Raw genomic sequence first — 24,535 nt, 5'->3', positions numbered from 1 at the left:
CAAAGCTCGGCTGGATGGGATGAAGGGTTGCGGAGCACGAGGCTCTCGCGCAATTTCTATGTCTGCTCTCGAACGGGGGGCGGGTCGCCGCCATTGCGGAATTCGGATGCGGCAATGCCGTAGCGCTTGAGCTTGTCGTAAAAAGTCTTGCGTGGCACGCCGAGCGCGTCGATCGCGCCACGCACGTCGCCGCCGTGGTCGCGCAGTGCGTCACGGATGAGTTGCGCTTCGTAGTGGCCCACGCGCTCGGGCAGCGAGGCGGCAGGTTCCGTCGATTTCGGGGAAACCCCCTTCACCTCGTCGTCCGGGCCGAGGCCAAGTGCTACGCGATCGGCAAAATGGGCGAGCTCGCGCACATTGCCCGGCCAGGCATGCGACTGGAGATGATCGCTGACCGCGGCATTGACCTTGGCGACCGGCCGGCCGAACCGTTCAGCCGCCTTGCCGAGGAAATGACCGAACAGCATCGGGATGTCGCCGCGCCGCTCGCGCAGCGGCGGGATGCGCAGCGTCACCACGTTGAGGCGGAAATAGAGATCCTCGCGAAAATCGCCGCGCTGGTCGGGCCGGCCGAGATCGACCTTGGTTGCCGCGACGACCCTCAGATCAAGGCGCCGGACCTCGTTCGAGCCGAGCGGCGTGAGGCTGCGCGTCTCCAGCACCCGCAGCAGCTTGACCTGCAGGGCCGGCGGCATGGATTCGATCTCGTCGAGGAACAGCGTACCGCCGCTGGAATGCTCGACGCGGCCGATCCGCCGCCGCTGCGCGCCGGTGAAGGCGCCGGCCTCGTGGCCGAACAGTTCGCTTTCGATGACGGTTTCCGGCAAGGCGCCGCAATTCAGCGCCACGAAGGGTTTGGAACGCCGCCGGCCCCACCGGTGCAAGAGGTCGGCCACCACTTCCTTGCCGGTTCCGGTCTCGCCCTCCACCAGCACGTCGACATCCATGTCGGCGATCTGCCGCAAGGTCTCGCGCAGGCGCCGGATGGCCGGCGCCTCGCCGATCAGCGGCAGGCCGTCGGCAGCGAGCGCCGCGGCTTCGCGCAGCCGCCGGTTCTCCATCACCAGCCGCCGCTTCTCCGATGCCCGTCTCAGCGCCTCGACCAGGCGATCGCCCGCATAGGGCTTTGGGATGAAGTCGTAGACACCGTCCTTGAGGGCGGCCACCGCAAGATCGACATCGCCATGCCCGGTGACCAGGATCACCGGTATGTCAGGGTCGATCGCCTTGATGCGGTCGAACAGCTGCAGCCCATTCATGCCCGGCATGCGGATGTCGCTGACAACCACCCCGTCAAAGTCCCTGTCGACGACGGCAAGTGCGGGCTCGGCGGCCTCGCGCGCGACCACAGTGAAACCGGCGAGTTCGAGCAATTGCGTGGTGGCGTGCAGCAGATCGGCATCGTCCTCGACGAGCGCCACCAGCCCTGATCCCTCATTCATTCAATTCGCCTCAAATCGATGGTGAAGGACGCGCCGTTGGCGCTGTCGGGGTCGAGCCGCAGCGTGCCGCCCAATTCCTGGGCGATCTCCTGCGAGATCACCAGCCCGAGGCCGAGCCCCTTCTCCTTGGTGGTCTGGAACGGCATGAACAGATTGCCGGCTGCTTCCGGCCCGAGGCCGGGACCATTGTCGCGCACCGAAATCAGCACGCGATCGTCGCGCTCGGCGAGGTCAATCTCGATGCGGGGATCGGGCTGGTCCTTCATGGCGTCCAGCGCGTTCTGCAACAGGTTGACGAGGATCTGTTCCAGCCGGATGCGGCTTGCCATCACCACCGGCGAGGCGGTACCGCGCGGCTTGACGATGGTGACGCCGGAATCGCGGATGCGACCGGAAAGCAGCGACAGCGCGCCGTCGATCGCCTCGCGCACCGGCAACGGCGAAGCGGCGACACCGGGCCGGCGGGCAAAGGTGCGCAAGGTGCTGGTGATGGCGCCGATGCGCTCGGTCATCGAGACGATCGAGGTCAGATTACCGCTCGCCGGTTGGGTCTTGCCGCTGTCGAGAAAACGTCCGGCATTCTCGGCATAGGTGCGGATGGCGGCGACCGGCTGGTTGATCTCATGCGCCACGCCGGCGGCGATCTGGCCGAGGATGGAGAGCCGGTTGGCCTGGGCGAGATCGTCGCGCAGCCGGCGAACCTTGGCCTCGGCATTTTCGCGCTCGGCGATCTCGCCGGCGAGCGCGGTGTTGGAGAGTGTCAGCTCGGCGGTCCGTGTGCTGACCCGGCTTTCCAGCTCGGCATTCATGCGCGCCAGCGCCTCCTGCCGCAGCCGGCGTGTGCGGCGGCGCCTTGTGAATACGTAGGCAAGCAGGCCGGTCAGCAGCAACCCGAGCAGCGTCGTCAGCCGCGCCGTGTTGGCCGCCGACGAGAGAGCGGCATCCGCCGGCGTCAGCACCCAAAGGCGCCAGCCGGGAACCGCGCCGGGCAGGTCCTGCACCACCTCGACAAATTGACGTGGCTTGCCGGGGCCGTCGATGGTGGCCAGGCCGTCGCCGGCACCGCGCCGTATCGGCAGGGGTTCGAAGGCGGCATCGTCCAGTTGCAGTTGCTCGTGGGCAGCTGCGGCGTCTTCGGCGGAGAGCGGCGCCAGCGCGTGAAACCGCCACTCAGGCTGGCTGGTGGCCAGCACGACGCCGCGTTCGTCCGTGACGAAAACGAGAAACCCGCTGGAGCGCCAATTGGCTTCGACGCCGTCGAGTTCGACCTTCAGCACCGCGACGCCCAGCGGCTTGCCATTGTCGTCGACGCGGCTGGCAAGGTAGAGGCCCGGCCGGCCGCTGATCGTGCCGAGGCCATATTGGCTGGCCGACCCCTTTGACATCGCCTCGTTGAAATAGTGGCGAAAATTATAGTCGATGCCGACGAAGCTCGTCGGCTCGCCGGCATTGCTGGCCGATATGGCGATGCCCGCCGTGTCGATGACATAGATGGCGGACGCGGAGGCATCGCCGGCGATCGCCTTGAGCTTTTCGTTGAGGGCCGCTTCCTGCATCTTTCCGGCCCGGCGCAGCGCCCCACGCACCGCATCGTCGCGAGCCAGCACCAGCGGCACCAGGCGTTGTTTCTCGATTTCGCCTGTCAGCGTTCCCGCCGCCAGCGGCAGGGCGGCGAGCGCGCCATCACGCAGACCATTGGTCGCCTGGCCGGTGGCAATGCGTCCGGCAACGGCGATCGCGCCCGCCAGGATCGCGAGGGCGACGACGATAACAAGCCAGCGGCCATCGCGCAGCCGGGCCACCGCCTCGCGCAGCAATTCACGGCCCGGAAACCCTGCGGACCCGCTATCGGTGCCTGCTTGCGGCGTCTGCCCTCTCCCTTTTTTTCGCGGCCCCGTTTCTTCGCGGCTTGGCGGCCAGTGTAATGCGTAATTCCGCCCAGGCAAACGGTGCCTGTGCGGAAATCCGCACAGGCATTTGCCGCAAAGCACCGGACAACCGCAGAAATCCCGGGATTCACGGCTTCCCCCGATCTGGCACATCGCTTGCAAACTCCTTGCCAGCGGCGGGCGACCGGAACGCCGCGATGGGAGAAGTCACGCAGGGCGGGTTCCGTCCATCCGGCCAGGGAGAGTTCGATGCACATCGCAGACCAATCAGGCGCGGCTGCCGCGCAGCGCAAGCCTTTCTATGCCCAACTCTACGTGCAGGTGCTCGTCGCGATCACCGTCGGCATCCTGCTCGGTCACTTCTATCCGTCGATCGGCGAGAGCATGAAGCCGCTCGGCGACGCCTTCATCAAGCTGGTCAAGATGATCATCGCCCCGGTCATCTTCCTGACCGTGGCGACCGGCATCGCCGGCATGAGCGACCTGCAGAAGGTCGGCCGCGTTGCCGGCAAGGCGATGCTCTACTTCCTCACCTTCTCGACGCTGGCCCTCATCATCGGCCTTGTCGTCGCCAATGTCGTGCAGCCGGGCGCCGGCTTCAACATCGACCCGGCGACGCTCGATGCCTCGACCGTCAACACCTACGCCGCCAAGGCGCATGACCAGTCGGTCACCGGCTTCCTGATGAACATCATCCCCGGCACGATCGTCGGCGCCTTCGCCGACGGCGACATCTTGCAGGTGCTGTTCTTCTCGGTGCTGTTCGGTATCGCGCTGGCGCTGGTCGGCGACAAGGGCGCGCCGGTGCTCAACTTCCTGCAGGCGCTGATGGCGCCGATGTTCAAGCTGGTCAGCGTGCTGATGAAGGCCGCCCCCATCGGCGCGTTCGGCGCCATGGCGTTCACCATCGGCAAATACGGCATAGGTTCGGTCATCAACCTCGCCATGCTGGTCGGCACCTTCTACGCGACGTCTCTGCTGTTCGTGTTCGTCGTCTTGGGCGCGGTCTGCCGCTACAACGGCTTTTCCATCCTGTCGCTGCTGCGCTACATCAAGGAAGAGCTGCTGCTGGTGCTGGGCACCTCCTCGTCGGAAGCGGCCCTGCCCTCGCTGATGGAGAAGATGGAGAAGGCCGGCGCCAAGCGCTCGGTGGTTGGCCTGGTCATCCCGACCGGCTATTCCTTCAACCTTGACGGCACCAACATCTACATGACGCTGGCCGCGCTGTTCATCGCGCAGGCGACGAACATCCATCTGTCGATGGGCGACCAGATCCTGCTGCTGCTGGTGGCGATGCTGTCCTCGAAAGGTGCCGCCGGCATCACCGGCGCCGGCTTCATCACGCTTGCCGCGACGCTTTCGGTGGTGCCTTCGGTGCCGGTCGCCGGCATGGCGCTGATCCTCGGCGTCGACCGCTTCATGTCGGAATGCCGGGCGCTGACCAACTTCATCGGCAATGCCGTCGCCACACTGGTCGTCGCGCGCTGGGAAGGCGAGCTCGACGAGGCCAAGCTCGCCAGGGCTTTGGCCGGCACGGCCGACGACAGCCTGCCGGCGGATATCGTTCCTGCCGAGTAATTCGCGCGGTCGTTTAGCAATACGAATGGCCGGAGGCAGCGATGCCTCCGGCCATTTTCATGTGGGTGACGATGTCACGCGGAACGGGTCTTGCCGAGCGGCGCCAGCGCTCTGCATCGGCAGCGAAGAGATGGCAGTGGGACGGATCGACCTGATTGATGCGCGCACCGTCGAGCATGAACTCAGCCGTTGAAGTCCCTCCTCGCTTCGGGAAACGTGCTTGGACCGACGGGCATGCGGGCTGCCAGGCTGCCATCGTCGAACAGGACAAGGCTGGCGGCGCCGACCAGCCCGGCGTGGCGGCCGAGCTGGGCCTGGACGACCGGCACATCACGGTAAGCGCGCATGGCGCGCTGCCGGATGGTCGCCTCGATGACCGGATGCATCAGGTCTAGCCCATTGGCGATGCCGCCGCCGACGACCAGCACGTCGGGCGAATAGAGGTGCAGCAAATTGGTGAAGCCGACGCCCAGCCAGCGTGCTTCTTCCTCGAGCAGGGCCAGAGCGAGGCCGTCCTGCAGCCGCGCCGCCTCGACCACGTGGCGGCCGGTGACCTCGGCATTGGCCGAGAGGCGGCGCAACGTCGAGCCGTCAAAGGCCGATGTCGCGGCGTTGGCGCGGCGGCCAAGTGCCGTGCCCGAGGCGATGGCCTCGAAGCAGCCGACGACGCCGCACACGCAGCGCTCGCCCTCGTTGGTGATGGTCATATGACCGATCTCCGCGGCCAGCCCACGGCGGCCATGCAAGATGCGCCCGTCGACAACGACACCGCCGCCAATGCCGGTGGAAACCGTGACGAAGACCAGCGAGCGGGCGCCATGGCCGGCACCGAAGCGCCATTCGCCAAGTGCTGCCGCGTTGGCATCGTTTTCCAGCCGCACCGGCAGGCCGAGCCTACGCTCGAGGATGTCAGCCAGCGGCACATCCTGCCAGCCGGCCAGCGTCGGCGGTCCGACGGCGATGCCGGCCAGCGGGTCGAGCGGCCCCGGCGCGCCGACGCCGACGCCGACAACGGCGAGGCCCGGCGCCTCGGCATGCACGGTCGCGGCCAGCGCCTCGATCTGGCCGATCACCACGTCGGGTCCGGCCTGTGCCTGCGTCGGCACGGCGGCGAAGGCCAGGATCTTGCCGTCACGGTCGACCAGCGCGGCACGAAGCTCGGTGCCGCCAAGATCGATCGCGAGGGCGGCTTCAGTGGTCATGCCGCAACCTTCAGCCCATGCAGCCAGCCGATGCGGCCGGCGAGATCCTTGTCGCCGAAGGCGAGCGAACCGAGAACCACGGTCTCCGCACCGGCGGCACGCAGCAAGGGCACGGTTTCGTGGCGGATGCCGCCGTCAGCGGCAAGCACCACTTCTGCCTCACGGCCGGCTCCTCGCAAGATGGCACGGGCAGCGCCCAGCCTTTCGCATGCCTTGTCCGACAGGCTCTGACCCTTCACGCCGATCGCGGTGCCGAGCAGCGTGACGAAGGCGACCTCGGAGACGAAAGGCTTCACTGCCTCGACCGGCGTCTCAAGCCTCAACACGACGCCCGCTTCGGCGCCGAGTTCGCGCGCCAGCCGCACGGCGCGCAATCCCGCCTCGCCGTTTTCGGCATGGACGCTGATCATGTCGGCGCCGGCATCGATGAACTGGCGCGTCTGCGCCTCGACGATTGCGGCATCGACCATCAGATGGACATGGATGGGTTTGGCCGTCAGTCCGGCGATGCGGGCGACGAGATCGGGGAAGAACAGGAAGGATGGCGCGAAATGGCCGTCCGCCACATCGATGTGATGCAGATCGACATGGGGTTCGATGCGCCTGAGGTCGCTCTCGAAATTGGCGAGATTGGCGGACCAGAGCGAGAATTCGGCGATCAAGCGATCGCGCGGCAATGCGGCGATAGCGGCCGGGCCTGACAGGGGCTTGGAAGTCATGATTGGTCCTGATTGTTGAAATGTCTGTCGAGAAATCCGCCGATAGCGGCGCGGATTTCGGCGAAATGGCGATCCTTGTCGGCCGCTTTCGGCGTCACCTCGACGAAGGCCGCATTGGGGATGGTCTCAGCAAGCTCGTGGGCGGTCGCCAGGGGATGGACGAGATCGATGTCGCTGCCGATGACCAGCGAGGGAATTGCGGGGCGAGCGGCCGCCGCCTGCGTCACGCCAGGTCCATCATTGGCGATCGCCTGCATCACTTCGGCAAAGACGGTTGCGTTTTCGCGCGCGAAGAAGCCGAGCAGCGAGGCGAGATTGTCCGGTGCTTCCGCGCGAAAGTGGGCCGATGTCGCGGAGGACTCGAAGGCATCGCGGGCCTCCGCCAGCGGAAGCCGGCGAATGAGTTCCGCCACGTCCATGTAGGGACGCATGTTTTGCGGCGCCGCGTCGAAGGCCCAGGCAGGACGCACCAGCACCAAGCCAAGCACGCGTTCCGGATGGCGGGCGGCAAGCCGCAAGGCAATGGCCGCGCCCATCGAAATGCCGCCGGCAACGAAACGGTCGAGGCCGGCGGCGTCGGCGGCGGCCAGCACATCGTCGGCGAACATGGCGATCGAGAACGGACGCTTGCTGCCGGCGCTGGAGCCGCCCTGCGCGCGGCATTCCACGGTCAGCCGGCGGTATGATGGTTGGTCAGGAAAGTTCTGCGCCACCTGGTTGGCATCACCGCCGAGACCATGCTGAAAGACGACGGGTAGCCCGCCCTGCCCCGTGTCGAAGACACGAAGCGCGGCATCGTCGCGTAGCATGATCGTCGGCGCGTCGCCCATCAGAGCAGCCCTCGCAGGAAGGCGGCGACATCGGGCGCCTCATCGCCGGGCAGTCCGTGCGTGACGAGCGCGCCGTCGAAGCCCACAGCCTTCAGCCGCGCGACGAAATCCGGAAAATCGACGATGCCTTGCCCTGCCGTGGCGAAGCGGCCGTCACCATGCCGGTCCTTGGCATGCGCCATGGCGATGTGGCCGGCAGCCTCATCGATCGCGGCGGCGACGATGGCACGTGCCTCGTCCGGCGTGGCGTACTCGAACAGATTGGCCGGATCGAGCACGATCTTCAGTCGCTTCGAGCGCATGTCGGCGATCAGACGTGTCGCGTCGCTGGCCGAGGTTACGATGTTGGCCTGTTCGGGCTCGATGCCGAGATCGACGCCGGCATCCTCGGCCAGCGCCAGCGCCTTGCCCATCTCGGCAGCCATGTCGAACCAGGCGGAAGGCGTGGCATTTTCGGGATGATAGGCCCATTGATCGGCGATATTGCGCGATCCGGTGCAAAGGGTGACCAGCGGGATGCCGAGGGATGCAGCCGTCTTGATGACGACGCCAAGACGGCGAAGACCATCATCGCGCACCGCCCTGTCGGGATGCGCCATGTTGTAGGTGCCCGAGAGGGCTGCAAGCGAAACGCCTGATGATTGCACTGCAGCGCGGATGGAAGCGCTGGCATCCGCCGGGACGGCATCCGGCATAGACGGCAGGCCGGCGCAAGCAAGATTGAACTGCGTCGTCTCATATCCGGTCTGCTTCACCGCAGCCAGCACGGCGGCGGGATCTGTTCCCGGGAAAGTCTTGGCGAAGATGCCGAGGCGCATCAGACCCCACCCGAAACCGAGGCGAGTTCGACCCGCTCGCCTGTCTCGACAGAACGGGCAATCGCCACCATGGCGCGGATCGAGGCGATGCCGTCCTCGACATTGGCGCCGCGCATCGGCGTTCCGGTCAGCACCGTGTCGGCAAGACCTTCCAACTGGCGGCGGAAGAAGTGGCCGTCGGCGCCAAGCGGCTTGCGCGAGGTCGCATCCTTCTCATGAAAGATATCGACCTCGCTGGCGCGGAAGTACCAGGGGTTAAAGGTTTTGGCGATGACGGAACCGTTCTCGCCATAGAGCTGGAACCCTTCGTGCCAATCCATGCGCACGGCGACGGTGAGATCGAGATGACCGAGCGCGCCGCCGGCGAATTCGGTTTCGACGAACCAGCAATAGGCGCCGAAGCGTTCATTGAGGCGGGCGCGCACGGCGGTGATCTCGCCGCACAGGAAGCGGGCCGTGTCGACGAGATGCGAGCCATGCGCCAGCATGAAATATTGCCGCAGGTCCGCCTTCGGATTGCCCGAAGGTTTCCTGGCCAGCTTGCTGGTGACCGGCAGCGGCTGCACGGCATCGGTGTTGGTGTAGCGATGGGTGGAATCGCAATACCAGGCCTTCAGCGCCAGCACCTCGCCCATCTCGTCACGGACGAAGTCGCGTGCGGCCTCCAGCGCCGGATCGAAGCGCTTCATGTGCCCGACCTGCAGCACCTTGCCCGAACGCTTCACCGCCGCCGCCAGCGCCTCGCCCTCCTCGACCGAAGTGCCGATCGGCTTTTCACACAGCACGTGCTTTCCGGCGTCGAGCGCCTTGATCGACATGGGCACGTGATAGGCGTCCGAAGTGGCGACGATCACCGCCTCCAGCTCGGGATCGGCGAGCATGGCGTCATAGTCGGCATACATTTTTTGCGGCTCGTAGGTGGCGCCCATGCGCGCGAGCAGGTCGGGGGCCGCGTCGCAGATGGCGTAGAGATCGGCATTGCCGGCTTTCACGCAGGATTCCAGATGCGCGAACTGCGCGATCGGGCCGCAGCCGAGCACACCGACCCTAAGGCGTCTGTCTTGTTTCTTGATCATCGTCTCGTTTCTTCAGGCGCCGTAGCTGCGCATCGTCTGGCGGTTGGTCTTGACCGCCCCGGCGGGATCGGCGGCGGCCGTTTCGGATTCCTCTTCGAGCACCAGCCAGCCGTTGAAACGCGGGGCGGCGCCGGCGACCTCGATAACCGCCGGCGTGTCGCAGACCCCCTTGCCCAGCATCGCCCAGGTGCCGTTGGCGTCGACGTCCTTCAAATGGATGTAGCGGATGCGATCGCGATAGGTGCGCAGCGTATCGGCCATGTCCTTGTGGCCGCGCAAGATATGACCGGTATCCGGCACCCAGCCGACCAGATCGCGGTCCAGCAAGGCAAAGATCCTGTCGTAGTCGGCGCGGTCGAACAGCAGCGTGTTGTGGTGCGAACTCGGATGCACCGCCACCTGGACACCGGCCTTGCGGCCAAGCTCGCCAGCCTTGTTGTAGACCTCCGCCGCGATGGCGAACTTGTCGCCGCGCGGCCCGTCGGACACCACGGTTGCCGACCCCATCGACACCAGCGCGCCGGGAAAGGTGGAAGCGAAGTCGATCCAGCGCTGCGCCGCCTCGAGGTCGGCGCCGATCTCCTCCTTGAGCGTGAAACCGCTCCTCGAGCCGAAGGCGAAGGAAACGAGCGTCAGGCCGGAGGATTTCAGCGCGGCGGCGAACTCCGACGGCCGGTCGGCGTAGCGGCCGATCATGGTGTCGGTGATCTCGATGCCGGAGTAACCGCCGTCGGCAATCGCCTTCAGGAGATCGTCGGGGCCACCGACAAAACGGTCGCCGAGCATTTCCCATGTAAAGGTCTGGCAGCCGACTTTGAGGTCTTTCACGTTCATCCTTTCAATCCTTGACACTGCTCATTACTTGATGCCACGCTGCGTCGCCGTGGGAAGGACATCCTATTTGACCGAGCCCGCGGTCATGCCGGCGAGGAAGTACCTCTGGGCAACGAGGTAGATCAGCAAGAGCGGTAGCGAGCCGAGCACGCTCATCGCCATCATCTGGTTCCATTCGAAGGCGTGCTGGCCCATCAACAGCTGGATGCCGATCGGGACGGTGCGCATGGACGTTGACTTCGTCAGCGTCAGCGCAAACAGAAATTCGTTCCAGCATAACAGGAAGGTGTAGACCGACGTCGCCACGATACCAGGCAGTGAAATCGGGACAATCACCCGCCAAAGCGCTGTCCAACTGGTGCCGCCATCGACAGCCACCGCTTCATCTAGATCGCGGGGCAAGGTGTTCAGATATCCCGTCATCAGCAGGATCGCGTATGGCAGTGTAAACACCAGGTAAGTCAGGATCAGTGCGACGTAGGTATCGAAAATACCGTATGAGACGACAAGCCCGAAGAAGGGGATCAAAAGTGTGATCGGCGGAATGGTCTGCGTGCTGATGATGAGCGTGTTCAGGCTGCCCTTGCCGCGGAAGTTGAAGCGGCTGAAGCCGTAGGCCGCCAGCAAGGCGATCACCACCGTCAGAACGGTCACCGCTCCCGCCACGAAATAGCTGTTGAAGAAGAAGCGCAGCTTTACCGGGTCGCCGAGGATGGCAGCATAGGCTTCCAGCGTGAATGCCTTTGGCAGGATGGTCGGTGGCAGGGCAAAGATTTCGGTGTTCGATTTGAACGAACTGTTCAGCATCCAGTAGATCGGGAATGCCGCGAAAAAGAGCCCCGCTGCAAGCGCTACATGGAGCGCGGCGGTGATCAGCCTGTCTTTCGGCGTATGCCTTTTCCTCATGGGACTACCGAGCCTTTTGATAGCGAATATAGAACAGCGTCAGGCCGAGAGAGATCAACAAGATGACCACAGCGCTCGCCGAAGCCTGCGACAGGTTGTAGCTCGAAAACGCCAGCTTGTACGTGTAGGTGCTGAGGACCTCGGTCGAGTAGATCGGGCCGCCGCCCGTCGTTATCCAGATCAACGGGAAGACCTGCATGGTCCAGATGAAGTCGAGCAGCGAGATGCTGATGATGATCGGCATCAGCTGCGGGATGGTGATGAAGATCAGCTTCTGGTAGGCCTTCGCCCCGTCGATATCGGCGGCCTCGTAGAAATCCTTGGGAATGCCCTGCAAACCCGCGAGCAGGCTGACCATGAAGAGCGGATAGCCCGCCCAGATATTGGCGAAGGTAACGGCGTGCAGCGCGGTTTCAGGCGAGGAAAACCACTCGACCTTGGAACCGATGATGCCGATTTGCATGAGAATGCTGTTCACGACACCGTTCGGCTCAAGCAGGAGGCGCCAGATCACGGCGATAATCACCGCGGTGAACAGCCAGGGCAGTATGTAGAGCACGCGCAGAATATTGCGCAGTGTCGGATTGATGCGGTCGTTGTTCAGCATCAGCGCGAAGACCATGCCGATGGTCATGTGGAAAATGACACTCATGCATGTGAAGTAGAGCGTGTGCCACAGCGAAGCCCAGAACACGGGGTCGTCGAAGATCGCCTGGTAGTGTTTCAGTCCGGCAAAGGATGGGTCGCGACGCAGCACCGCGCTGTTCTGGAACGAATAGGCAATCACCGTCACCATCGGCAGCAGCATCAGAAGCCCGATTATGAGCAGCGAGGGCGTCAGATAGAGGTAGGGTGCGACCGCTCGTTTCAGCTTGTGGTGGGAGCGCTTTTGCCGGGTCATGTGCCAACCTTGGGATACGCCTTCAAGAGAAGGTAAGCTTCGGAAACAGGTCCATCTAAAATTGCCGATCCGTTATTGCCGGGTGGCCCGAAGTCAGGCCACCCGGTAGAGACAGCAGACGGGAACGGGCCGATCAGAATTTCGCCGTCCAGCCCTTCTGAGCGGCGGCAGCGGCTTGTTCCGGAGACTGCTCGCCGGCGAGCATCTTCTGGGCTTGCACGTCGAACTGGGTCATCAGGTCTTCAGCGACCGGCAGACCCGTGAACTCATTGGCGAGATAGCCGGTCTTGAAGATTTCAAAAGCCTTGCCGAAAGCCTTGTCCGAGGTCACGAAATCGGGCTTGGCGTTGACGTTGCCTGGGAAGGCGTTTGCAAGCGACACGAGCTTGGCGTTCACCTTTTCACTCATCAGATATTGGACGAGTTTCCAGGCCTCTTCCTGATGTTTCGAAACAGCAGAGATGCCGATGCCCCAGGAGGCATAGGGAAGGCCGCGCTTGCCGGTATAGTTTTCCACGACCGGGACCGGGATGAGGTCGAAGTTCAGCTTGGGATTGCGCTTGCGGATGAGGTTCACATGCGCGAGCGAGTCGATCATCATTCCGACGCGGTCGTTGACGAATTCCTCGACCTTTTCCTGCTCGGTCTTGGTGGCGATGCCGGGCGAGATGGTGCCGGCGTCGTTGAGTGATTTGACGAAGGTGAGCATATCCACCACCGGTTTGCCCTCAAGGGCTGGCTTGCCGTTCGCCATCATCGACTGACCCGAAGCCCAAACCCATGACATCATGTCGTTCTGGACGCCGGATGGCGTTTGCAGCGACAGGGGCAGCACCCAGCCATACTGGTTCTTGTCGGCGTGCGTCATCTTCTTGGCGGCTTCGAGAAACTCGGCACGGGTCGACGGCAGCTTGGTCACGCCCGCCTGGGCGGCGAGGTCCAAATTCACGAAGACCGGATAGACGAAGGAAGCCACGGGAAACATCACCGCCTTGCCGTCCACCTTGATGATGTCCGCGACCTGGCTCTTGTCGAAACCGCTCGCATCCATCATCGGGCTCATGTCGGCGAGTGCGTTCTGCGCATTCAGATTGTTCACCCAGGCACCGTCGAGACCGACGACGTCGCTGAGCGTTCCAGTTGCAGCACCAACCGAGATCTGGTCTCGCGTGGTCGCGTAGGGGCCGCTGACCAGCGTCACCTTGATTCCGGGGTTTGCTGCCTCGAAGTCATCCATGATTGCCCTGAGCGAGCCAGCCGGCAATTCGGGCTCCCACCATTGGGTGAATTCCAGCGTCGTGTCCGCCGCCATGGTACCGGTTGCGCCAAGCAACCATGCGGCCGCGGCCATTTTCAGCATCGCGGGTTTTATACGAAACATCATTTTCTCCTCCTTCTTTAGGATCGACCGCACAATGCGGCCGATCGTCTGGTTATTCAGAAGTCTTCTTATGCGGGCGCCTCACCCTCGCTCGCGGGTCTCGTCGCGGATATTCAGATCGCCAGATGCGTCTCGGGATCGAAGAAATGCAGCTTGGCGTCATCCAGGGCCAACCTGATTTCCGAGCCGGAACGGACTGTGCTGACCGGTTCGAATTTCGCCACCGCATTCGACGCCAGGCCGAAATCCTGCACCGCGTCAGGGTCGCCGGAGTCCACCCGGACCGCGTCGATGTTGAGATGGACGATGTGTTCGGATCCGAGTTCTTCGATCGAGGTCACCTTTGCCGGTATCGTCTGATATTTGCGGCCGGATTCGAGGCTGCTGTCATAGAGATGCTCCGGTCGAATCCCGAACACGACCTTGCGCCCCGCATATGATCTCAAACCCGGCCTGCGCACGAAGGCCGCATCCTGCAGCCGGATGGTGAAGGCGCCGGCCATAAGCTCGTCGCCCGTCAGGGTCGCTTCGAAAAGGCTCATCGAAGGAGAGCCGATGAAGCCGGCAACGAAGGCGTTCACCGGTGATTCATAGAGCCTCTTGGGCGTGTCGACCTGCTGCAGCACGCCACCCTTCAACACCGCGACCCTGTCCCCCATCGTCATCGCTTCGGTCTGGTCGTGGGTCACGTATATGGTCGTGACGCCGAGCTGCTTTTGCAGGCTGGTGATTTCGGCGCGCATTTGCACGCGCAACTTCGCGTCCAGATTGGAAAGGGGCTCGTCCATCAGAAAGGCGGCCGGCTCGCGAACCATGGCGCGGCCCATGGCAACCCTTTGACGCTGTCCGCCGGAAAGGTTGGCGGGTTTGCTGTCCAGCAAAGACGTCAGCTGAAGGGTCTTGGCGATCTCGTCCACGCGCTTCTTGCGTTCGGCCTTGGGCTTGCCTGCCAGCCGCATCGAAAAGGCGATGTTTTCGAACACGGTCATATGCGGGTAGAGCGCGTAGCTCTGGAAGACCATCGCGATGTCGCGGTCCTTGGGCGGCATGTCGACGACGTCGGTACCGCCGATCCGAAGGCTGCCGCTGGTGATGTCCTCCAATCCCGCGATCATTCGCAACGCGGTGGATTTGCCGCAGCCGGACGGCCCGACGAGAATCAAGAACTCGCCGTCCTCGACCGACAGGTTCAATTGGTCGATTGCGCGAAAATTGTTCCCGTAGGTTTTGCAAATATTCTCAAGAATGACTTCTGCCATCTTCCTCCCTCCACAAGTCTAAGCCGTTGATTTTGTTATTCTCCTTGGCTTATTTTCACCTGTGAAAATGTTTCCTCGGATCGTTTCAGGCTATGTTCCGGTATCGAGTTCCGCATATTTCAGTTCGACTGCCGACGGCGCGTTCGCCGACGCCAGCAGGTCCGTGACCCGGTCATTCGTCGGAAGCGCCTCGCGCCCGCCACGCCCCGTTATCGAAAGGGCCGCCGCCGCGGCAGCGAATGCCACCCGGCCTGCGGTGTCGGCCCCGCGCGTCAATGCATGGGCATAGGCGCCGTGAAAGCAGTCACCGGCGCCGGTCGAGTCGACGACGGCAACCCGGTGCGGCGGCAGGTGCCAGAGCCGTGTCTCTTCACGCCCGCGATAGTACACGCCCCTGCCGCCATCGGTCAGAACAACGGCGGCCCGCGACGGCAACCATAATGCATCGAGCATCTCGGCGGGCGATCGGCACCCCGTGGCAGTCCGCGCAAAACCGAGCGGAAGAATGAGATGGTCGCAGAGCGCGATCAGCCGATCCGTGGCTGGGCCGCTGCTCCATTCGATATCGCCGAGGATCGCAAGGCCGAGATCGCGAGCCCGGGCCACGACATCCAGTGACCGGATCGCATAACCATCGACGATCAGGACGGTCGCGCGGCTGAGGACTTCATCCGGAAAGTCCAGCGCGGTGCCCAGCATCGCTTCATCGTCATACGCGATGAACCGCTCCCCATCCGAGCCGACGGTGATCCGCGAGCGCACCGGGCGCGCATCCGGGTGGCGCGGCGCGAATGCCGTTTCAACGCCGCTCGCAACGAGATCGCACAGCACGGCGTCGTCCGCGGCACTGCCCAGCCATCCGACGAACCCGGCGGCTCCGCCGAGCCGCGCGACGGTGGCAAGGGCCGTCGCGACATTTCCCCCGAAAGCTCGGGCACTTTGCAGAACCTTCCCCTTGCCCGCCGACAACGGCTGATCGACATAGACGATGTCGTCGATCGCAATAGCACCGAAGCCGAGGATTGAGGGAACGGTGGGCATCGCTCAGGCCGCCCCCGCTCTCGCCAAGGCGTCTTGCGCCGAAAGGCCGTCATGGATGACGCCCCGAAAGGCAAGCGCTGCCTTCTGAGGATCGCCATGCCCCCAGAGATTGCGGCCCACCACGGCCCCGCGCGCGCCGGCGCGGATGGCGTCCGCCGTCTGCTGAAGCGCGCCGAGCAGCGTATCGGTCTTCGGCCCACCCGCGATCACAACCGGCACCGGGCAGGTTCGCACGGTCTCTTGGAACGACTCGAAATCGCCCGTGTAGCCGATCTTGATCACGTCGACGCCGGACTCGTAGCCGATGCGCGCCGCATAGGCGATCTCGTCGGGGGTGAAGACGATCTTTGCCCCGTCGGTGAAATCGCGAGGATAGATATGCGCCACCACCGGCATACCATAGCGGGCCGCCGCATTCACCGAATCGGTCAGCCAGCGAATGTATTTGCCCTCGGTCGCGCCGCGCACCGGAATGGCCACGGCCAACGCATCGGCGCCAGCGCGCACCGCATCCTCGGGCGTTGCAATCAGTTCACTGATGCGATCGTCTGGGGTGAAGCAGCCGGCCTGGATCACCAGCGAAGCCTTGCCCGCATATTGCGGCCACAGATGGCGCGCGGTGCCGGGCTGGATGCTGACGTAGTCGGGTTTGCCCACCATGACGCGTGCAAGCGCGCCCGGCAGATCGGCAAGGCCGCCTTTGCGCACGTCGCCATAGCCGACAAAGTGGTCGACCGCGCCGCCAAAAAGATTCCCCGATGGATGTGAGAAGAGGCGCGCGAGGCGCACCTTGGTTCCGAGGCTCATGAGTCCAAAACTCTCCAATCGATTGATTTCAAAATCCCGGACCCAGTGTTTGCGAAAGAAATGACAAATGCAATCTTTCGAAATCTTTCGAATTCGCGTATTTTTGGTAGAGTGAACCGAGGCCAGGGCGATCGCATGGCGCATGGAGGCAAGGACAAGGCAATGTTGTCAGAGCAGAGACGCCAATCGATCCTGGGTGAAGTGCAACGCAGCGGACAGGTTCGCATCAAGGACCTGTCAGACGGTTTTGGCGTGTCGGAAGTCACGGTGCGCTCCGACCTCGAGATACTGGACCGCAAGGGACTGCTGACCAAGACCCGTGGAGGAGCGGTGACCCGGACCACAGATTCGACCACGGCCGCGTTCGCCCGGCGGATGCAAACGAACCTCGATGCAAAGAAACGCATCGCCCGGGCAGCGGTGGAACTGTTCGAGGACAACCAATCGGTCATCTTCGACGGCGGCTCGACACTGATGCAGGTTGCCATGCTGTTACCGCCACTCAGCAATGTCGTGGTCGCGGCCACGGCGATGAATATCGTGCAGCATCTGATGCATCGGCCCGGGCTCGACGTTCACATGATCGGTGGCCGGGTCTATCCAGACACGGTGAGCACGCTGATCACCGATGCCGACACGGCTCTCGGCGGCTTGGTAGCGCATCAGGTCTTTGTTGGAGCGCATGCGATTGACTCGTCACTGGATGTGGTCGACGTGAACGAAGACATGGCGCGAACGAAGCGAAACCTCGTGCGCATGGCCCGGCGCGTTGTCCTCCTTGCGGATTCGAGCAAATGGGGTGTCAGCGGGACCTCCAAGGCATTTTCGCTGTCGAGCGTCGATGTTGTGATCACCGACGATGGCCTGTCCGACCCGATACGCAGCCAGCTTGATAGGACCGGGGCCAAGGTGATCTATGCCTGACCGCGTCGCGGTCCCTGGCCGCGACGGAAATATCCAATGCGCTCATGGCCAACGGGATTCGCATCGGCGCCCGGCCGTTTTTTCCGGTCTGTCATTTTCTCCTCCTCGGGCTGGCAGCCTCCCGACGTTGCACCAGCATTTTCGCATGATCTATAAAAATTTTACGCGCGTCAAGATTTAAAATGTTGTATAGCGCTCTTCCACCACGATCCGTTGCCGGCGCAGCGGATCCGGGAGAGCATGAGCCTAGTGAGAGGACCGACCAGAAATGCAGGCAAGATCAAAGGCGAAGCTGGGAATTGGCGTCATCGGATGCGGCAACATCTCGATGACCTACCTGCGCAATGCCGCCATTTTCGGTGGAATCGAACTGAGCGCCTGCGCCGATATCTCCGCCGACATGGCGGCGTTGCGGGCCAAGGAATATGGCATCCGGGCGCTCGGTGTCGATGCGCTACTGGCCGACCCCGAGATCGATCTGGTCCTGAACCTGACCATTCCCGCCGCGCATTTCGACATTTCGTTTTCAGCCCTTTCGGCGGGAAAACACGTCTTCACCGAAAAGCCGCTGGCGACGTCGGCCAGCGATGGGCGCCGTCTGGTGGCGGAGGCGGCCAAGCGCGGCGTGCTGCTCGGCTCGGCGCCCGACACCTTCCTCGGCGCCGCCGGACGCCGCGCCCGCCGCCTGATGGATGAGGGCGCCATCGGCCGCCCGGTCACCGGCACCGCCTTCATGATGGGGCGCGGCATGGAGCACTGGCACCCCAATCCGCAGTTCTACTATCAGCGGGGCGGCGGCCCGGTGTTCGACATGGGTCCCTATTACCTGACCATGCTGGTCAATCTGCTCGGCCCGGTCGCGCGCGTCATGGCTTTGGCGACACGCGGCCAGGAGGAACGCCTGATCACGGCCGAAGGGCCGTTCAAGAACACGACATTCAAGGTCGGGACGCCGACCAACGTGCTGTCCCTGCTCGAATTCCGCTCGGGCGCCACCGTTACCTTCGGCGCCTCATGGGACGTCTTCAAGCATTCCAACCATCCGATCGAATTGCACGGCACGGAAGGCTCGCTGCGCCTGCCCGATCCCGACACGTTCGGCGGCACCGTCTCGCTGTCCGAACGTGGCGCGCAGTGGAAGGATTTCGCCAGCGAAAGCGAGTTCTACGGCGCCCGCAACTGGCCCTATGCGGCGCCTGATCGTGCCAATTACCGCATGCTCGGCGTCGCCGATCTGGTGCGTTCGCTGAAGACAGGCGCCGCACCCCGTGCGTCCGGCAATCTGGCGCTGCATGTGCTGGAGATCATGGAGGCCATTCTGCACTCCGGTGAAACGAAAAGTTCCGTCGCCATCACCGGTGATGTCGTCCAGCCGGCGCTGTTGACCGAGGACGAGGCAAGCAGTCTCCTCGCCTAGAACGGTTCGCCGTTTCGCGGCAACGGCGAACCGCCCTATCTCTTGTTTTCACGCAATTCCCAAGGGAAAACCGCCGTACACTTTTCCTGGAATTGCTTTCGATGGAGATGGCGATGACGCTTGACCCTGATGCTTTGCACGTCCTTGAGATGGGCCGTGCGGCCGGCGGCGAGCCTTTCGAAGACGGTAGTGTGGCGGCGGCTCGGGCCGCCTATAACGCTTCGTTCCCGACACAGCAGGGCGAACACGAGCCAGTGGCGGCGACCTTGCGGCAAGAGATCGATGGGCCGAACGGCCCGGTCACGATCCGCATCCATCGCGGCATCGGCGCGCCGCGCACCGGGGCGCGCGCCGTGCTCTATCTGCATGGCGGCGGCTGGGTCATAGGCAATCTCTCCTCGCATGACGAGATCTGCCGATGGCTGGCCAATCTGAGCAACGCCGTCGTGGTCTACCCCGATTACCGACTGGCGCCGGAGCATAAATTTCCCGCCGGGCTCGAGGATTGCACGGCAGCGCTCCGCTTCATGGCGCAGAATGCCGGCGCGCTCGGCGTCGACCCGGCCCGTATCGCCGTTGCCGGTGACAGCGCCGGCGGCAACCTTGCCGCCGTTCTGGCGTTGCTTGCCCGCGACGGGCTGGCGCCGCCGCTTGCCGCGCAGGTCCTGATCTATCCCAACACCGACGCCCGCCAGACGGCGGACAGCTATCGGCGTTTCGGCGACGGCTTCGGGCTCACCGCCGCCACCATGGCCTGGTTCCGCGACCACTATGTGCGGAGGCCGGACGACATCACGGACTGGCGCGTCTCGCCGCTGCTGGCATCAAGCCTTGCCGGCGTGGCACCTGCATTCGTCGTGATCGCCGGCCACGACATTCTTGCCGACGAAGGCACGGCCTATGCCGAGCGTCTGCGGATCGAAGGCGTGCCTCTGATCCTGCGGCCCTGGCTCGGTCAGATCCACGGCTTCGTCTCGATGGGCCGCCATATACTGGCGGCGCGGCAGGCGGTGAGCGAGGCGGCCGCCTGGCTGCAATTGCAGACGCGTGTTCAGGCAGACTGACGCATCACCAGCGTCGCACCGAGCTTGACGTTGCGTGCCGGACCCTGGCCGGGTGAATCGGCCTCGTCCAGCAAGGCCAGCAGGATCTCGACGCTGCGGCCGGCCATGGCGGCGAAATCCTGCGCCATGGTGGTCAGCGCCGGACAGGTGTAACGGCTCAGCGGATGATCGTCATGGGCGGCGACACGGAAATCGCAATCGGCCCGGCGGCCAATCTTCAGCCCGCGCGAGAAGGCCGCCGCCATGACGCCGAAAGCGAGGCGGTCATTGGCGCACAGCAGCGTGCGCGCCGGCAGGCCGCCTGTCTCGAGCGTCCTGTCCATCCATTCATGGCCGATGCGCTCAAAATCCCAACTGTAGTCGCCCGCCGCCTTAAGCACGACGGGTTCCAGGCCGGCGGCCCGCATCGTGTCGATATAGCTCTGCAGGCGCTCGCCGGAATTGTGGTTGACGTGCGGAATGTCGACATAGGCCGGCGGTTCGCCGGACCGGCAGAGATAGTCGACGATGGTCGACGTGCTCTGGTGGTTGTCGTTGCCGACGAAAGGCGTGTCGCCCTCGATATAGGTGTCGAAATAAACGATCGGAATGTCCTTGCTCATCCGCTCGAAGACGCCGGGTTCGGAGACCAACCCCAGCGGAGCGACGATGGCGCCGGCGACCTTCAGCGACATCAGCGTCCTGACTGATTCCGCCTCCAGCTTCGGCGAGCCGTGCGAGGAGATGACGATCGGCCAGAAACCTTCGTCGCGGCAGCGCAACTCGATGCGGCTGACCATTTCGGCGTAGAACGGATCGGTGAGCGCCGGCACGACGATGCCGACATTGCGGGTGCGCTTGCGGTTGAGATTGCGCGCGAAAACGTTCGGCTGATAGTCCGAGGATCGCAGCGCCGCCTCGATGCGCGCCCGCGTCGCCGGCTTAACACTGGCCGGATCGTCGAAATACTTCGACAGGGTCGGCCGCGACACGCCTGACGCCCTGGCGAAATCATCCATCGTGCGGTGGGTCTTCTCCGCCATCGATTTTTCCAGCCCCCTTGCCCGCGCCCGCCAACCTTCCCGGTCGGGCCAGAATCACTCTTGCGGCCGTTGCCGTGTGGCAGCATTGCTTGACCGAATTTGTTCAGTCAAATTTTTGCGTTTCCAGTACAACGCAAAAGAGTTGCGCGCGTCAAATTCTTTATTGACGCTCCTAAAGCTGCAACCTAGGTTTTGAACCCGCACGGACATGACGAAAGGCGCTCGGCAACCGGCCGCCAACCATCCGGCAATGGTGAGGACATGAAGAAACTGGTTTGCGCCGGCGAGATCCTGGTCGAGATCATGGCCGAGCGGATCGGTCAGAGTTTCCTTGCCCCCGGCCCGCTCGTCGGCCCGTTTCCATCTGGCGCGCCGGCGATCTTCATCGACCAGGCGGCGCGGCTCGGCCAGCCGGCTGGCCTGATCGCGGCCGTTGGCGACGACGATTTCGGTCATTTGAACATCGAGCGCCTGCGCGCCGACGGGGCCGACATCTCGGCCATCAAGGTCCATCGGGGCGCCGCCACGGGCACCGCCTTCGTCACCTATGGAACCGACGGCAGCCGGCACTTCGTCTACAACATCAAGCACAGTGCCGCCGGCCTGATCGAGATCGGTGCCGAGGCGCGCACGCTGCTGGCCGGCGCCGACCATTTTCACGTCATGGGCACCTCGCTGTTCTCGCCAGAAGTGATCGAGGTCACGCGCAGCGGGATCGAGACGGTCAAGGCGCGCGGCGGCACGGTGTCCTTCGACCCCAACATCCGCAAGGAGATGCTGGATTTGCCGGGCATGCGCGATGCCTTGCATTTCGTGCTGTCGAAGACCGATGTCTTCCTGCCGAGCGGGCCGGAACTGTTCATCTTCGCCAAGGCGACCGACGAGGCGAGCGCGGTGCGCGAAATGCTGGACCGCGGTATCTCTACCATGGTCATCAAGAAAGGCGCGCAAGGCGCCGTTCACTACGACAGGACCGCACGCACCGCGTCACCCGGCTTCGTCGTCGACGAAATCGACCCGACCGGCGCCGGCGACTGCTTTGCCGCGGCTTTCGTCTCCTTCTGGCTGCGCGGAGAGGCGCCCGAAAAGGCACTGCGCGTCGCCAATGGCTGCGGTGCGCTGGCGGTGACCAAAAAGGGACCGATGGAGGGCATCGCCTCGCTTGCCACGGTCGAGGCCTTCCTCGCGACCGCCCGGACCGGAACGCCGGCATGAGCCAGGCGACGGACAGGCTGGCGGCCATCGCGACGCGTCGTGCGGCCGGCGAACGCTGCGGCATCGCCTCGGTCTGCTCGGCCCATCCGCTGGTCATCGAAGCGGCGCTGCGCCACGGCAAGGCGCGCGGCGCCGACGTGCTGATCGAGGCCACCTGCAACCAGGTGAACCATGAAGGCGGCTACACCGGCATGACACCGGCGGATTTCCGTCGCTTCGTCCAGACGATCGCAGGCAGGATCGGCTTTCCCCTCGACAGGCTGGTGCTCGGCGGCGACCATCTCGGCCCCAATCCGTGGAAGCATCTGCCGGCGCCCGAGGCCATGGCCAAGGCTTCGCGCATGGTCGACGCCTATGCCGAGGCCGGTTTCACCAAGATCCATCTCGACGCCAGCATGGGCTGCGCCGGCGAAAGTGCCGCTCCGCCCGATGCGACGATCGCCGCGCGCGCCGCCGAACTGGCCGAGGTGGCGGAGGCCGCGGCCGAACGAGCGGGCGGCCCCAAGCCTGTCTATGTCATCGGCACCGAAGTGCCGGTGCCGGGCGGCGCCCTGGAAGCGATGGACCATCTGGCGGTGACGACGCCCGAGGCGGCACGAGAGACGGTGCGTATCCACCGCGATGCCTTCAGCCAGCGCGGCCTCGACCGGGCGTTCTCGCGGGCGGTCGGTGTCGTCGTGCAGCCGGGTGTCGAATTCGGCAATGCCGAGGTGATCAGCTATAAACCGGAACGCGCCCGTGCACTGGCCGGCACGTTGCGGGATCTGCCGCAATTCGTCTTCGAGGCGCATTCGACCGACTACCAGCCGGTCTCGGCACTGACCGCGCTGGTCGACGACGGCTTCGCCATCCTCAAGGTCGGGCCGTGGCTGACCTTCGCGCTGCGCGAAGCTTTTTATGGCCTGAGCCATATCGCCGACATTCTGGCTCCCGACCCGGCGCGCGAAGGACTGCCCGCGGCGATGGAACGCGTCATGCTGGCGGCGCCGGGCAATTGGAAGAACTACTATAACGGCTCGGAGGCCGAACAGCGCATCGAACGCCATTTCTCCTACAGCGACCGCATCCGCTACTATTGGCCCGCCCCGGCAGCCCGGCAGGCCACCGACGCGCTGATGCAGGCGCTCGGCGACCGCGACATCCCCCTGCCCCTCATCAGCCAGTATCTCGGCCGCCTGAACGGCGTGGTGGCGAACGGGTCGGTCGCGCCAAAAGCCGAGGAGTTGCTGATCGCCAGCGTGACGGAGGTTCTTGACATCTACGCCAGCGCAACCGGCTGATCCGACGGTTACGGCTTCGTTGGCACGACCAGCGCCCAGCCATATACGGGCTTCCAGATCGCGGTGCGCGTCGGGGAGGCAGCGCCTCCCCGATCTCGGGATCTCACTCGCCGCGCATTGTCGCCTGGAAGGTCGGCAGGTGCTTCTTCTGCGCTTCCAGCATGCGCTCGCGGTAGACGCCGTAGATGACGTCGGTGTCGTGCAGCGTCACGCCTGATATCGTCGGCGAGGCGAAGACCGGCAGTTCGATGCCGCGCTTGGCGAGTTGCTCGGCGGTGCGCGCGATCAGTTCGTGCGCCAAGATCATGGCGAGCACGGTCGATGAGCCCGACACAGGACGGCTCCAGCCTTCGACCGGCACGATGGCGTCTTCGATCGGCGAACACGTGTCGATGACGAGGTCCGCCGCATCGGCCAGCCGCTTGCCGGAGGAGTGCGTCGCCGGCTTGTCGAGATTGTTCTTGCTGGTCACCGCGACGACGAAGATGCCGCGCTTCTTGGCATAGAGCGCGGTGTCGATGCCGGAGGAATTGCGGCCGCTGTGGCCGAAGATGATGATCGAGTCGCCCTTGTTGAGTGGTTGGTGGTCGAGGAATTTCTCGGCGTATTTCTCCGTCCGCTCCAGCCACAGGAGCTCGCGCACTCCGCCGGCGCCGAGTACGTTGTGCCACATGACACGCGGGTCGGTCAGCGGGTTGAAGCCGACATAGCTGCCGTAGCGCGGGAACACTTCCTGAACCGGCAGCACCGAATGGCCCGAACCGTAGAGATGGACCAGCCCGCCGCCTTCAAGCGAGTCGGCAAAGCGGCTGGCGGCCTGGCCGAAAGCCTCTTCATTGGCTTTTGCCGCCTGGTCGATGAGGGCGGTGAGACGGTGGATGTAGAGATCGGACACTTGGGTACTCCTGTTGATATCTAGCTTGGAAAGGA

At 64.2% G+C, this 24,535-nt stretch carries 23 protein-coding genes; 6 read left to right on the top strand and 17 right to left on the bottom strand.

The features are described from left to right. Positions 1-56 precede the first annotated feature (56 nt). Positions 57-1,442, bottom strand: coding sequence for a sigma-54 dependent transcriptional regulator (locus CK226_RS04945; RefSeq protein ID WP_095791211.1), 1,386 nt, complete (start codon positions 1,440-1,442; stop codon positions 57-59). Beyond that, positions 1,439-3,259, bottom strand: coding sequence for a sensor histidine kinase (locus tag CK226_RS04940; RefSeq protein ID WP_095791210.1), 1,821 nt, complete (start codon positions 3,257-3,259; stop codon positions 1,439-1,441). The genes CK226_RS04945 and CK226_RS04940 overlap by 4 nt, the downstream gene beginning before the upstream one ends. 321 nt (positions 3,260-3,580) lie before the next feature. On the opposite strand from CK226_RS04940, the gene CK226_RS04935 reads away from it, so the two are divergent. Next, positions 3,581-4,909 carry a dicarboxylate/amino acid:cation symporter gene (locus CK226_RS04935; RefSeq protein WP_095791209.1) on the top strand — a complete coding sequence of 443 codons (1,329 nt, stop codon included), beginning with the start codon at positions 3,581-3,583 and terminating at the stop codon, positions 4,907-4,909. A gap of 13 nt (positions 4,910-4,922) precedes the next feature. Here the strand turns inward: CK226_RS04935 and CK226_RS34735 are convergent, their stop codons facing one another. From CK226_RS34735 to CK226_RS04875, 13 genes are all read right to left on the bottom strand, one after another. Beyond that, the gene (locus tag CK226_RS34735; protein ID WP_179295779.1) at positions 4,923-5,087 is read right to left on the bottom strand and encodes a hypothetical protein; all 165 of its coding nucleotides are present in this window, start codon (positions 5,085-5,087) and stop codon (positions 4,923-4,925) included. 4 nt (positions 5,088-5,091) lie between these two features. Next, on the bottom strand, positions 5,092-6,111 hold the full coding sequence (locus tag CK226_RS04930) for an ROK family protein (protein WP_095791208.1): 1,020 nt from the start codon (positions 6,109-6,111) through the stop codon (positions 5,092-5,094). Beyond that, entirely contained in the window at positions 6,108-6,830 is a 723-nt protein-coding gene (locus CK226_RS04925; protein WP_095791207.1) for a ribulose-phosphate 3-epimerase, read from the bottom strand. The genes CK226_RS04930 and CK226_RS04925 overlap by 4 nt, the downstream gene beginning before the upstream one ends. Beyond that, positions 6,827-7,660, bottom strand: coding sequence for an alpha/beta hydrolase (locus tag CK226_RS04920; protein WP_095791206.1), 834 nt, complete (start codon positions 7,658-7,660; stop codon positions 6,827-6,829). Before CK226_RS04920 ends, CK226_RS04925 begins: the two co-directional genes overlap by 4 nt. Continuing rightward, positions 7,660-8,478 carry a sugar phosphate isomerase/epimerase gene (locus CK226_RS04915; RefSeq protein ID WP_095791205.1) on the bottom strand — a complete coding sequence of 273 codons (819 nt, stop codon included), beginning with the start codon at positions 8,476-8,478 and terminating at the stop codon, positions 7,660-7,662. The genes CK226_RS04920 and CK226_RS04915 overlap by 1 nt, the downstream gene beginning before the upstream one ends. Further along, complete coding sequence (locus tag CK226_RS04910; protein WP_095791204.1) at positions 8,478-9,554, bottom strand: Gfo/Idh/MocA family oxidoreductase; 1,077 nt, start codon at positions 9,552-9,554, stop codon at positions 8,478-8,480. Before CK226_RS04910 ends, CK226_RS04915 begins: the two co-directional genes overlap by 1 nt. Positions 9,555-9,566: 12 nt before the next feature. After that, the gene (locus CK226_RS04905) at positions 9,567-10,388 is read right to left on the bottom strand and encodes a sugar phosphate isomerase/epimerase (protein ID WP_095791203.1); all 822 of its coding nucleotides are present in this window, start codon (positions 10,386-10,388) and stop codon (positions 9,567-9,569) included. Between the two features lie 63 nt (positions 10,389-10,451). Next, the gene (locus CK226_RS04900; protein WP_095771204.1) at positions 10,452-11,294 is read right to left on the bottom strand and encodes a carbohydrate ABC transporter permease; all 843 of its coding nucleotides are present in this window, start codon (positions 11,292-11,294) and stop codon (positions 10,452-10,454) included. Positions 11,295-11,298: 4 nt separating this feature from the next. Next, a complete protein-coding gene (locus tag CK226_RS04895) occupies positions 11,299-12,195 on the bottom strand; it encodes a sugar ABC transporter permease (RefSeq protein WP_095786734.1) in 897 nt (298 codons plus the stop codon). Between the two features lie 133 nt (positions 12,196-12,328). After that, positions 12,329-13,555, bottom strand: a complete 1,227-nt coding sequence (locus CK226_RS04890; protein ID WP_245437681.1) for a sugar ABC transporter substrate-binding protein — start codon at positions 13,553-13,555, stop codon at positions 12,329-12,331. Between the two features lie 134 nt (positions 13,556-13,689). Then, positions 13,690-14,835: an ABC transporter ATP-binding protein gene (locus CK226_RS04885; RefSeq protein WP_095791201.1), complete on the bottom strand. Its 1,146-nt coding sequence runs from the start codon at positions 14,833-14,835 to the stop codon at positions 13,690-13,692. Between the two features lie 90 nt (positions 14,836-14,925). Further along, complete coding sequence (locus CK226_RS04880; RefSeq protein WP_095791200.1) at positions 14,926-15,876, bottom strand: PfkB family carbohydrate kinase; 951 nt, start codon at positions 15,874-15,876, stop codon at positions 14,926-14,928. A 3-nt stretch (positions 15,877-15,879) separates the two neighbouring features. Continuing rightward, positions 15,880-16,683 carry a class I fructose-bisphosphate aldolase gene (locus tag CK226_RS04875; protein ID WP_095786737.1) on the bottom strand — a complete coding sequence of 268 codons (804 nt, stop codon included), beginning with the start codon at positions 16,681-16,683 and terminating at the stop codon, positions 15,880-15,882. Positions 16,684-16,845: 162 nt separating this feature from the next. Here CK226_RS04875 and CK226_RS04870 point away from each other — a divergent pair, with 162 nt between their 5' ends. From CK226_RS04870 to CK226_RS04860, 3 genes are all read left to right on the top strand, one after another. Then, positions 16,846-17,607, top strand: a complete 762-nt coding sequence (locus tag CK226_RS04870; protein ID WP_095771447.1) for a DeoR/GlpR family DNA-binding transcription regulator — start codon at positions 16,846-16,848, stop codon at positions 17,605-17,607. A 268-nt stretch (positions 17,608-17,875) separates the two neighbouring features. After that, the gene (locus CK226_RS04865; protein ID WP_095791199.1) at positions 17,876-19,024 is read left to right on the top strand and encodes a Gfo/Idh/MocA family oxidoreductase; all 1,149 of its coding nucleotides are present in this window, start codon (positions 17,876-17,878) and stop codon (positions 19,022-19,024) included. Between the two features lie 113 nt (positions 19,025-19,137). Then, positions 19,138-20,088, top strand: coding sequence for an alpha/beta hydrolase (locus tag CK226_RS04860; RefSeq protein ID WP_095791436.1), 951 nt, complete (start codon positions 19,138-19,140; stop codon positions 20,086-20,088). Here the strand turns inward: CK226_RS04860 and CK226_RS04855 are convergent. Further along, on the bottom strand, positions 20,076-21,110 hold the full coding sequence (locus CK226_RS04855; protein ID WP_095791198.1) for a LacI family DNA-binding transcriptional regulator: 1,035 nt from the start codon (positions 21,108-21,110) through the stop codon (positions 20,076-20,078). The two genes, CK226_RS04860 and CK226_RS04855, sit on opposite strands and share 13 nt — an antisense overlap. Positions 21,111-21,371: 261 nt before the next feature. Between CK226_RS04855 and CK226_RS04850 the strand changes: the two genes are divergently transcribed. Then, positions 21,372-22,325: a sugar kinase gene (locus CK226_RS04850; protein WP_095791435.1), complete on the top strand. Its 954-nt coding sequence runs from the start codon at positions 21,372-21,374 to the stop codon at positions 22,323-22,325. Further along, positions 22,322-23,605 carry a D-tagatose-bisphosphate aldolase, class II, non-catalytic subunit gene (locus CK226_RS04845; protein ID WP_095791197.1) on the top strand — a complete coding sequence of 428 codons (1,284 nt, stop codon included), beginning with the start codon at positions 22,322-22,324 and terminating at the stop codon, positions 23,603-23,605. Before CK226_RS04850 ends, CK226_RS04845 begins: the two co-directional genes overlap by 4 nt. Before the next feature lie 103 nt (positions 23,606-23,708). Here the strand turns inward: CK226_RS04845 and CK226_RS04840 are convergent, their stop codons facing one another. Beyond that, a complete protein-coding gene (locus tag CK226_RS04840) occupies positions 23,709-24,500 on the bottom strand; it encodes an SIS domain-containing protein (protein ID WP_095771214.1) in 792 nt (263 codons plus the stop codon). Positions 24,501-24,535 lie beyond the last annotated feature (35 nt).

The sequence above is a fragment of the Mesorhizobium sp. WSM4311 genome, from assembly GCF_002295115.1.
GTDB lineage: Bacteria > Pseudomonadota > Alphaproteobacteria > Rhizobiales > Rhizobiaceae > Mesorhizobium.
The sequence above is the reverse complement of the archived record's forward strand: the minus strand, read 5'-3'. Positions and strand labels throughout refer to the sequence as shown.

Excerpts from the sequence above, each read along its gene's own strand:
- CK226_RS04930 (WP_095791208.1), bottom strand. The coding sequence starts at position 6,111 with ATGACCACTGAAGCCGCCCTCGCGATCGATCTTGGCGGCACCGAGCTT.
- CK226_RS04870 (WP_095771447.1), top strand. The coding sequence starts at position 16,846 with ATGTTGTCAGAGCAGAGACGCCAATCGATCCTGGGTGAAGTGCAACGC.
- CK226_RS04935 (WP_095791209.1), top strand. The coding sequence starts at position 3,581 with ATGCACATCGCAGACCAATCAGGCGCGGCTGCCGCGCAGCGCAAGCCT.
- CK226_RS04945 (WP_095791211.1), bottom strand. The coding sequence starts at position 1,442 with ATGAATGAGGGATCAGGGCTGGTGGCGCTCGTCGAGGACGATGCCGAT.
- CK226_RS04895 (WP_095786734.1), bottom strand. The coding sequence starts at position 12,195 with ATGACCCGGCAAAAGCGCTCCCACCACAAGCTGAAACGAGCGGTCGCA.
- CK226_RS04850 (WP_095791435.1), top strand. The coding sequence starts at position 21,372 with ATGAAGAAACTGGTTTGCGCCGGCGAGATCCTGGTCGAGATCATGGCC.
- CK226_RS04910 (WP_095791204.1), bottom strand. The coding sequence starts at position 9,554 with ATGATCAAGAAACAAGACAGACGCCTTAGGGTCGGTGTGCTCGGCTGC.
- CK226_RS04865 (WP_095791199.1), top strand. The coding sequence starts at position 17,876 with ATGCAGGCAAGATCAAAGGCGAAGCTGGGAATTGGCGTCATCGGATGC.
- CK226_RS04900 (WP_095771204.1), bottom strand. The coding sequence starts at position 11,294 with ATGAGGAAAAGGCATACGCCGAAAGACAGGCTGATCACCGCCGCGCTC.
- CK226_RS04920 (WP_095791206.1), bottom strand. The coding sequence starts at position 7,660 with ATGGGCGACGCGCCGACGATCATGCTACGCGACGATGCCGCGCTTCGT.
- CK226_RS04855 (WP_095791198.1), bottom strand. The coding sequence starts at position 21,110 with ATGGCGGAGAAGACCCACCGCACGATGGATGATTTCGCCAGGGCGTCA.
- CK226_RS04885 (WP_095791201.1), bottom strand. The coding sequence starts at position 14,835 with ATGGCAGAAGTCATTCTTGAGAATATTTGCAAAACCTACGGGAACAAT.
- CK226_RS04845 (WP_095791197.1), top strand. The coding sequence starts at position 22,322 with ATGAGCCAGGCGACGGACAGGCTGGCGGCCATCGCGACGCGTCGTGCG.
- CK226_RS04875 (WP_095786737.1), bottom strand. The coding sequence starts at position 16,683 with ATGAGCCTCGGAACCAAGGTGCGCCTCGCGCGCCTCTTCTCACATCCA.
- CK226_RS04880 (WP_095791200.1), bottom strand. The coding sequence starts at position 15,876 with ATGCCCACCGTTCCCTCAATCCTCGGCTTCGGTGCTATTGCGATCGAC.
- CK226_RS04890 (WP_245437681.1), bottom strand. The coding sequence starts at position 13,555 with ATGCTGAAAATGGCCGCGGCCGCATGGTTGCTTGGCGCAACCGGTACC.
- CK226_RS34735 (WP_179295779.1), bottom strand. The coding sequence starts at position 5,087 with ATGCTCGACGGTGCGCGCATCAATCAGGTCGATCCGTCCCACTGCCAT.
- CK226_RS04925 (WP_095791207.1), bottom strand. The coding sequence starts at position 6,830 with ATGACTTCCAAGCCCCTGTCAGGCCCGGCCGCTATCGCCGCATTGCCG.
- CK226_RS04860 (WP_095791436.1), top strand. The coding sequence starts at position 19,138 with ATGACGCTTGACCCTGATGCTTTGCACGTCCTTGAGATGGGCCGTGCG.
- CK226_RS04905 (WP_095791203.1), bottom strand. The coding sequence starts at position 10,388 with ATGAACGTGAAAGACCTCAAAGTCGGCTGCCAGACCTTTACATGGGAA.
- CK226_RS04915 (WP_095791205.1), bottom strand. The coding sequence starts at position 8,478 with ATGCGCCTCGGCATCTTCGCCAAGACTTTCCCGGGAACAGATCCCGCC.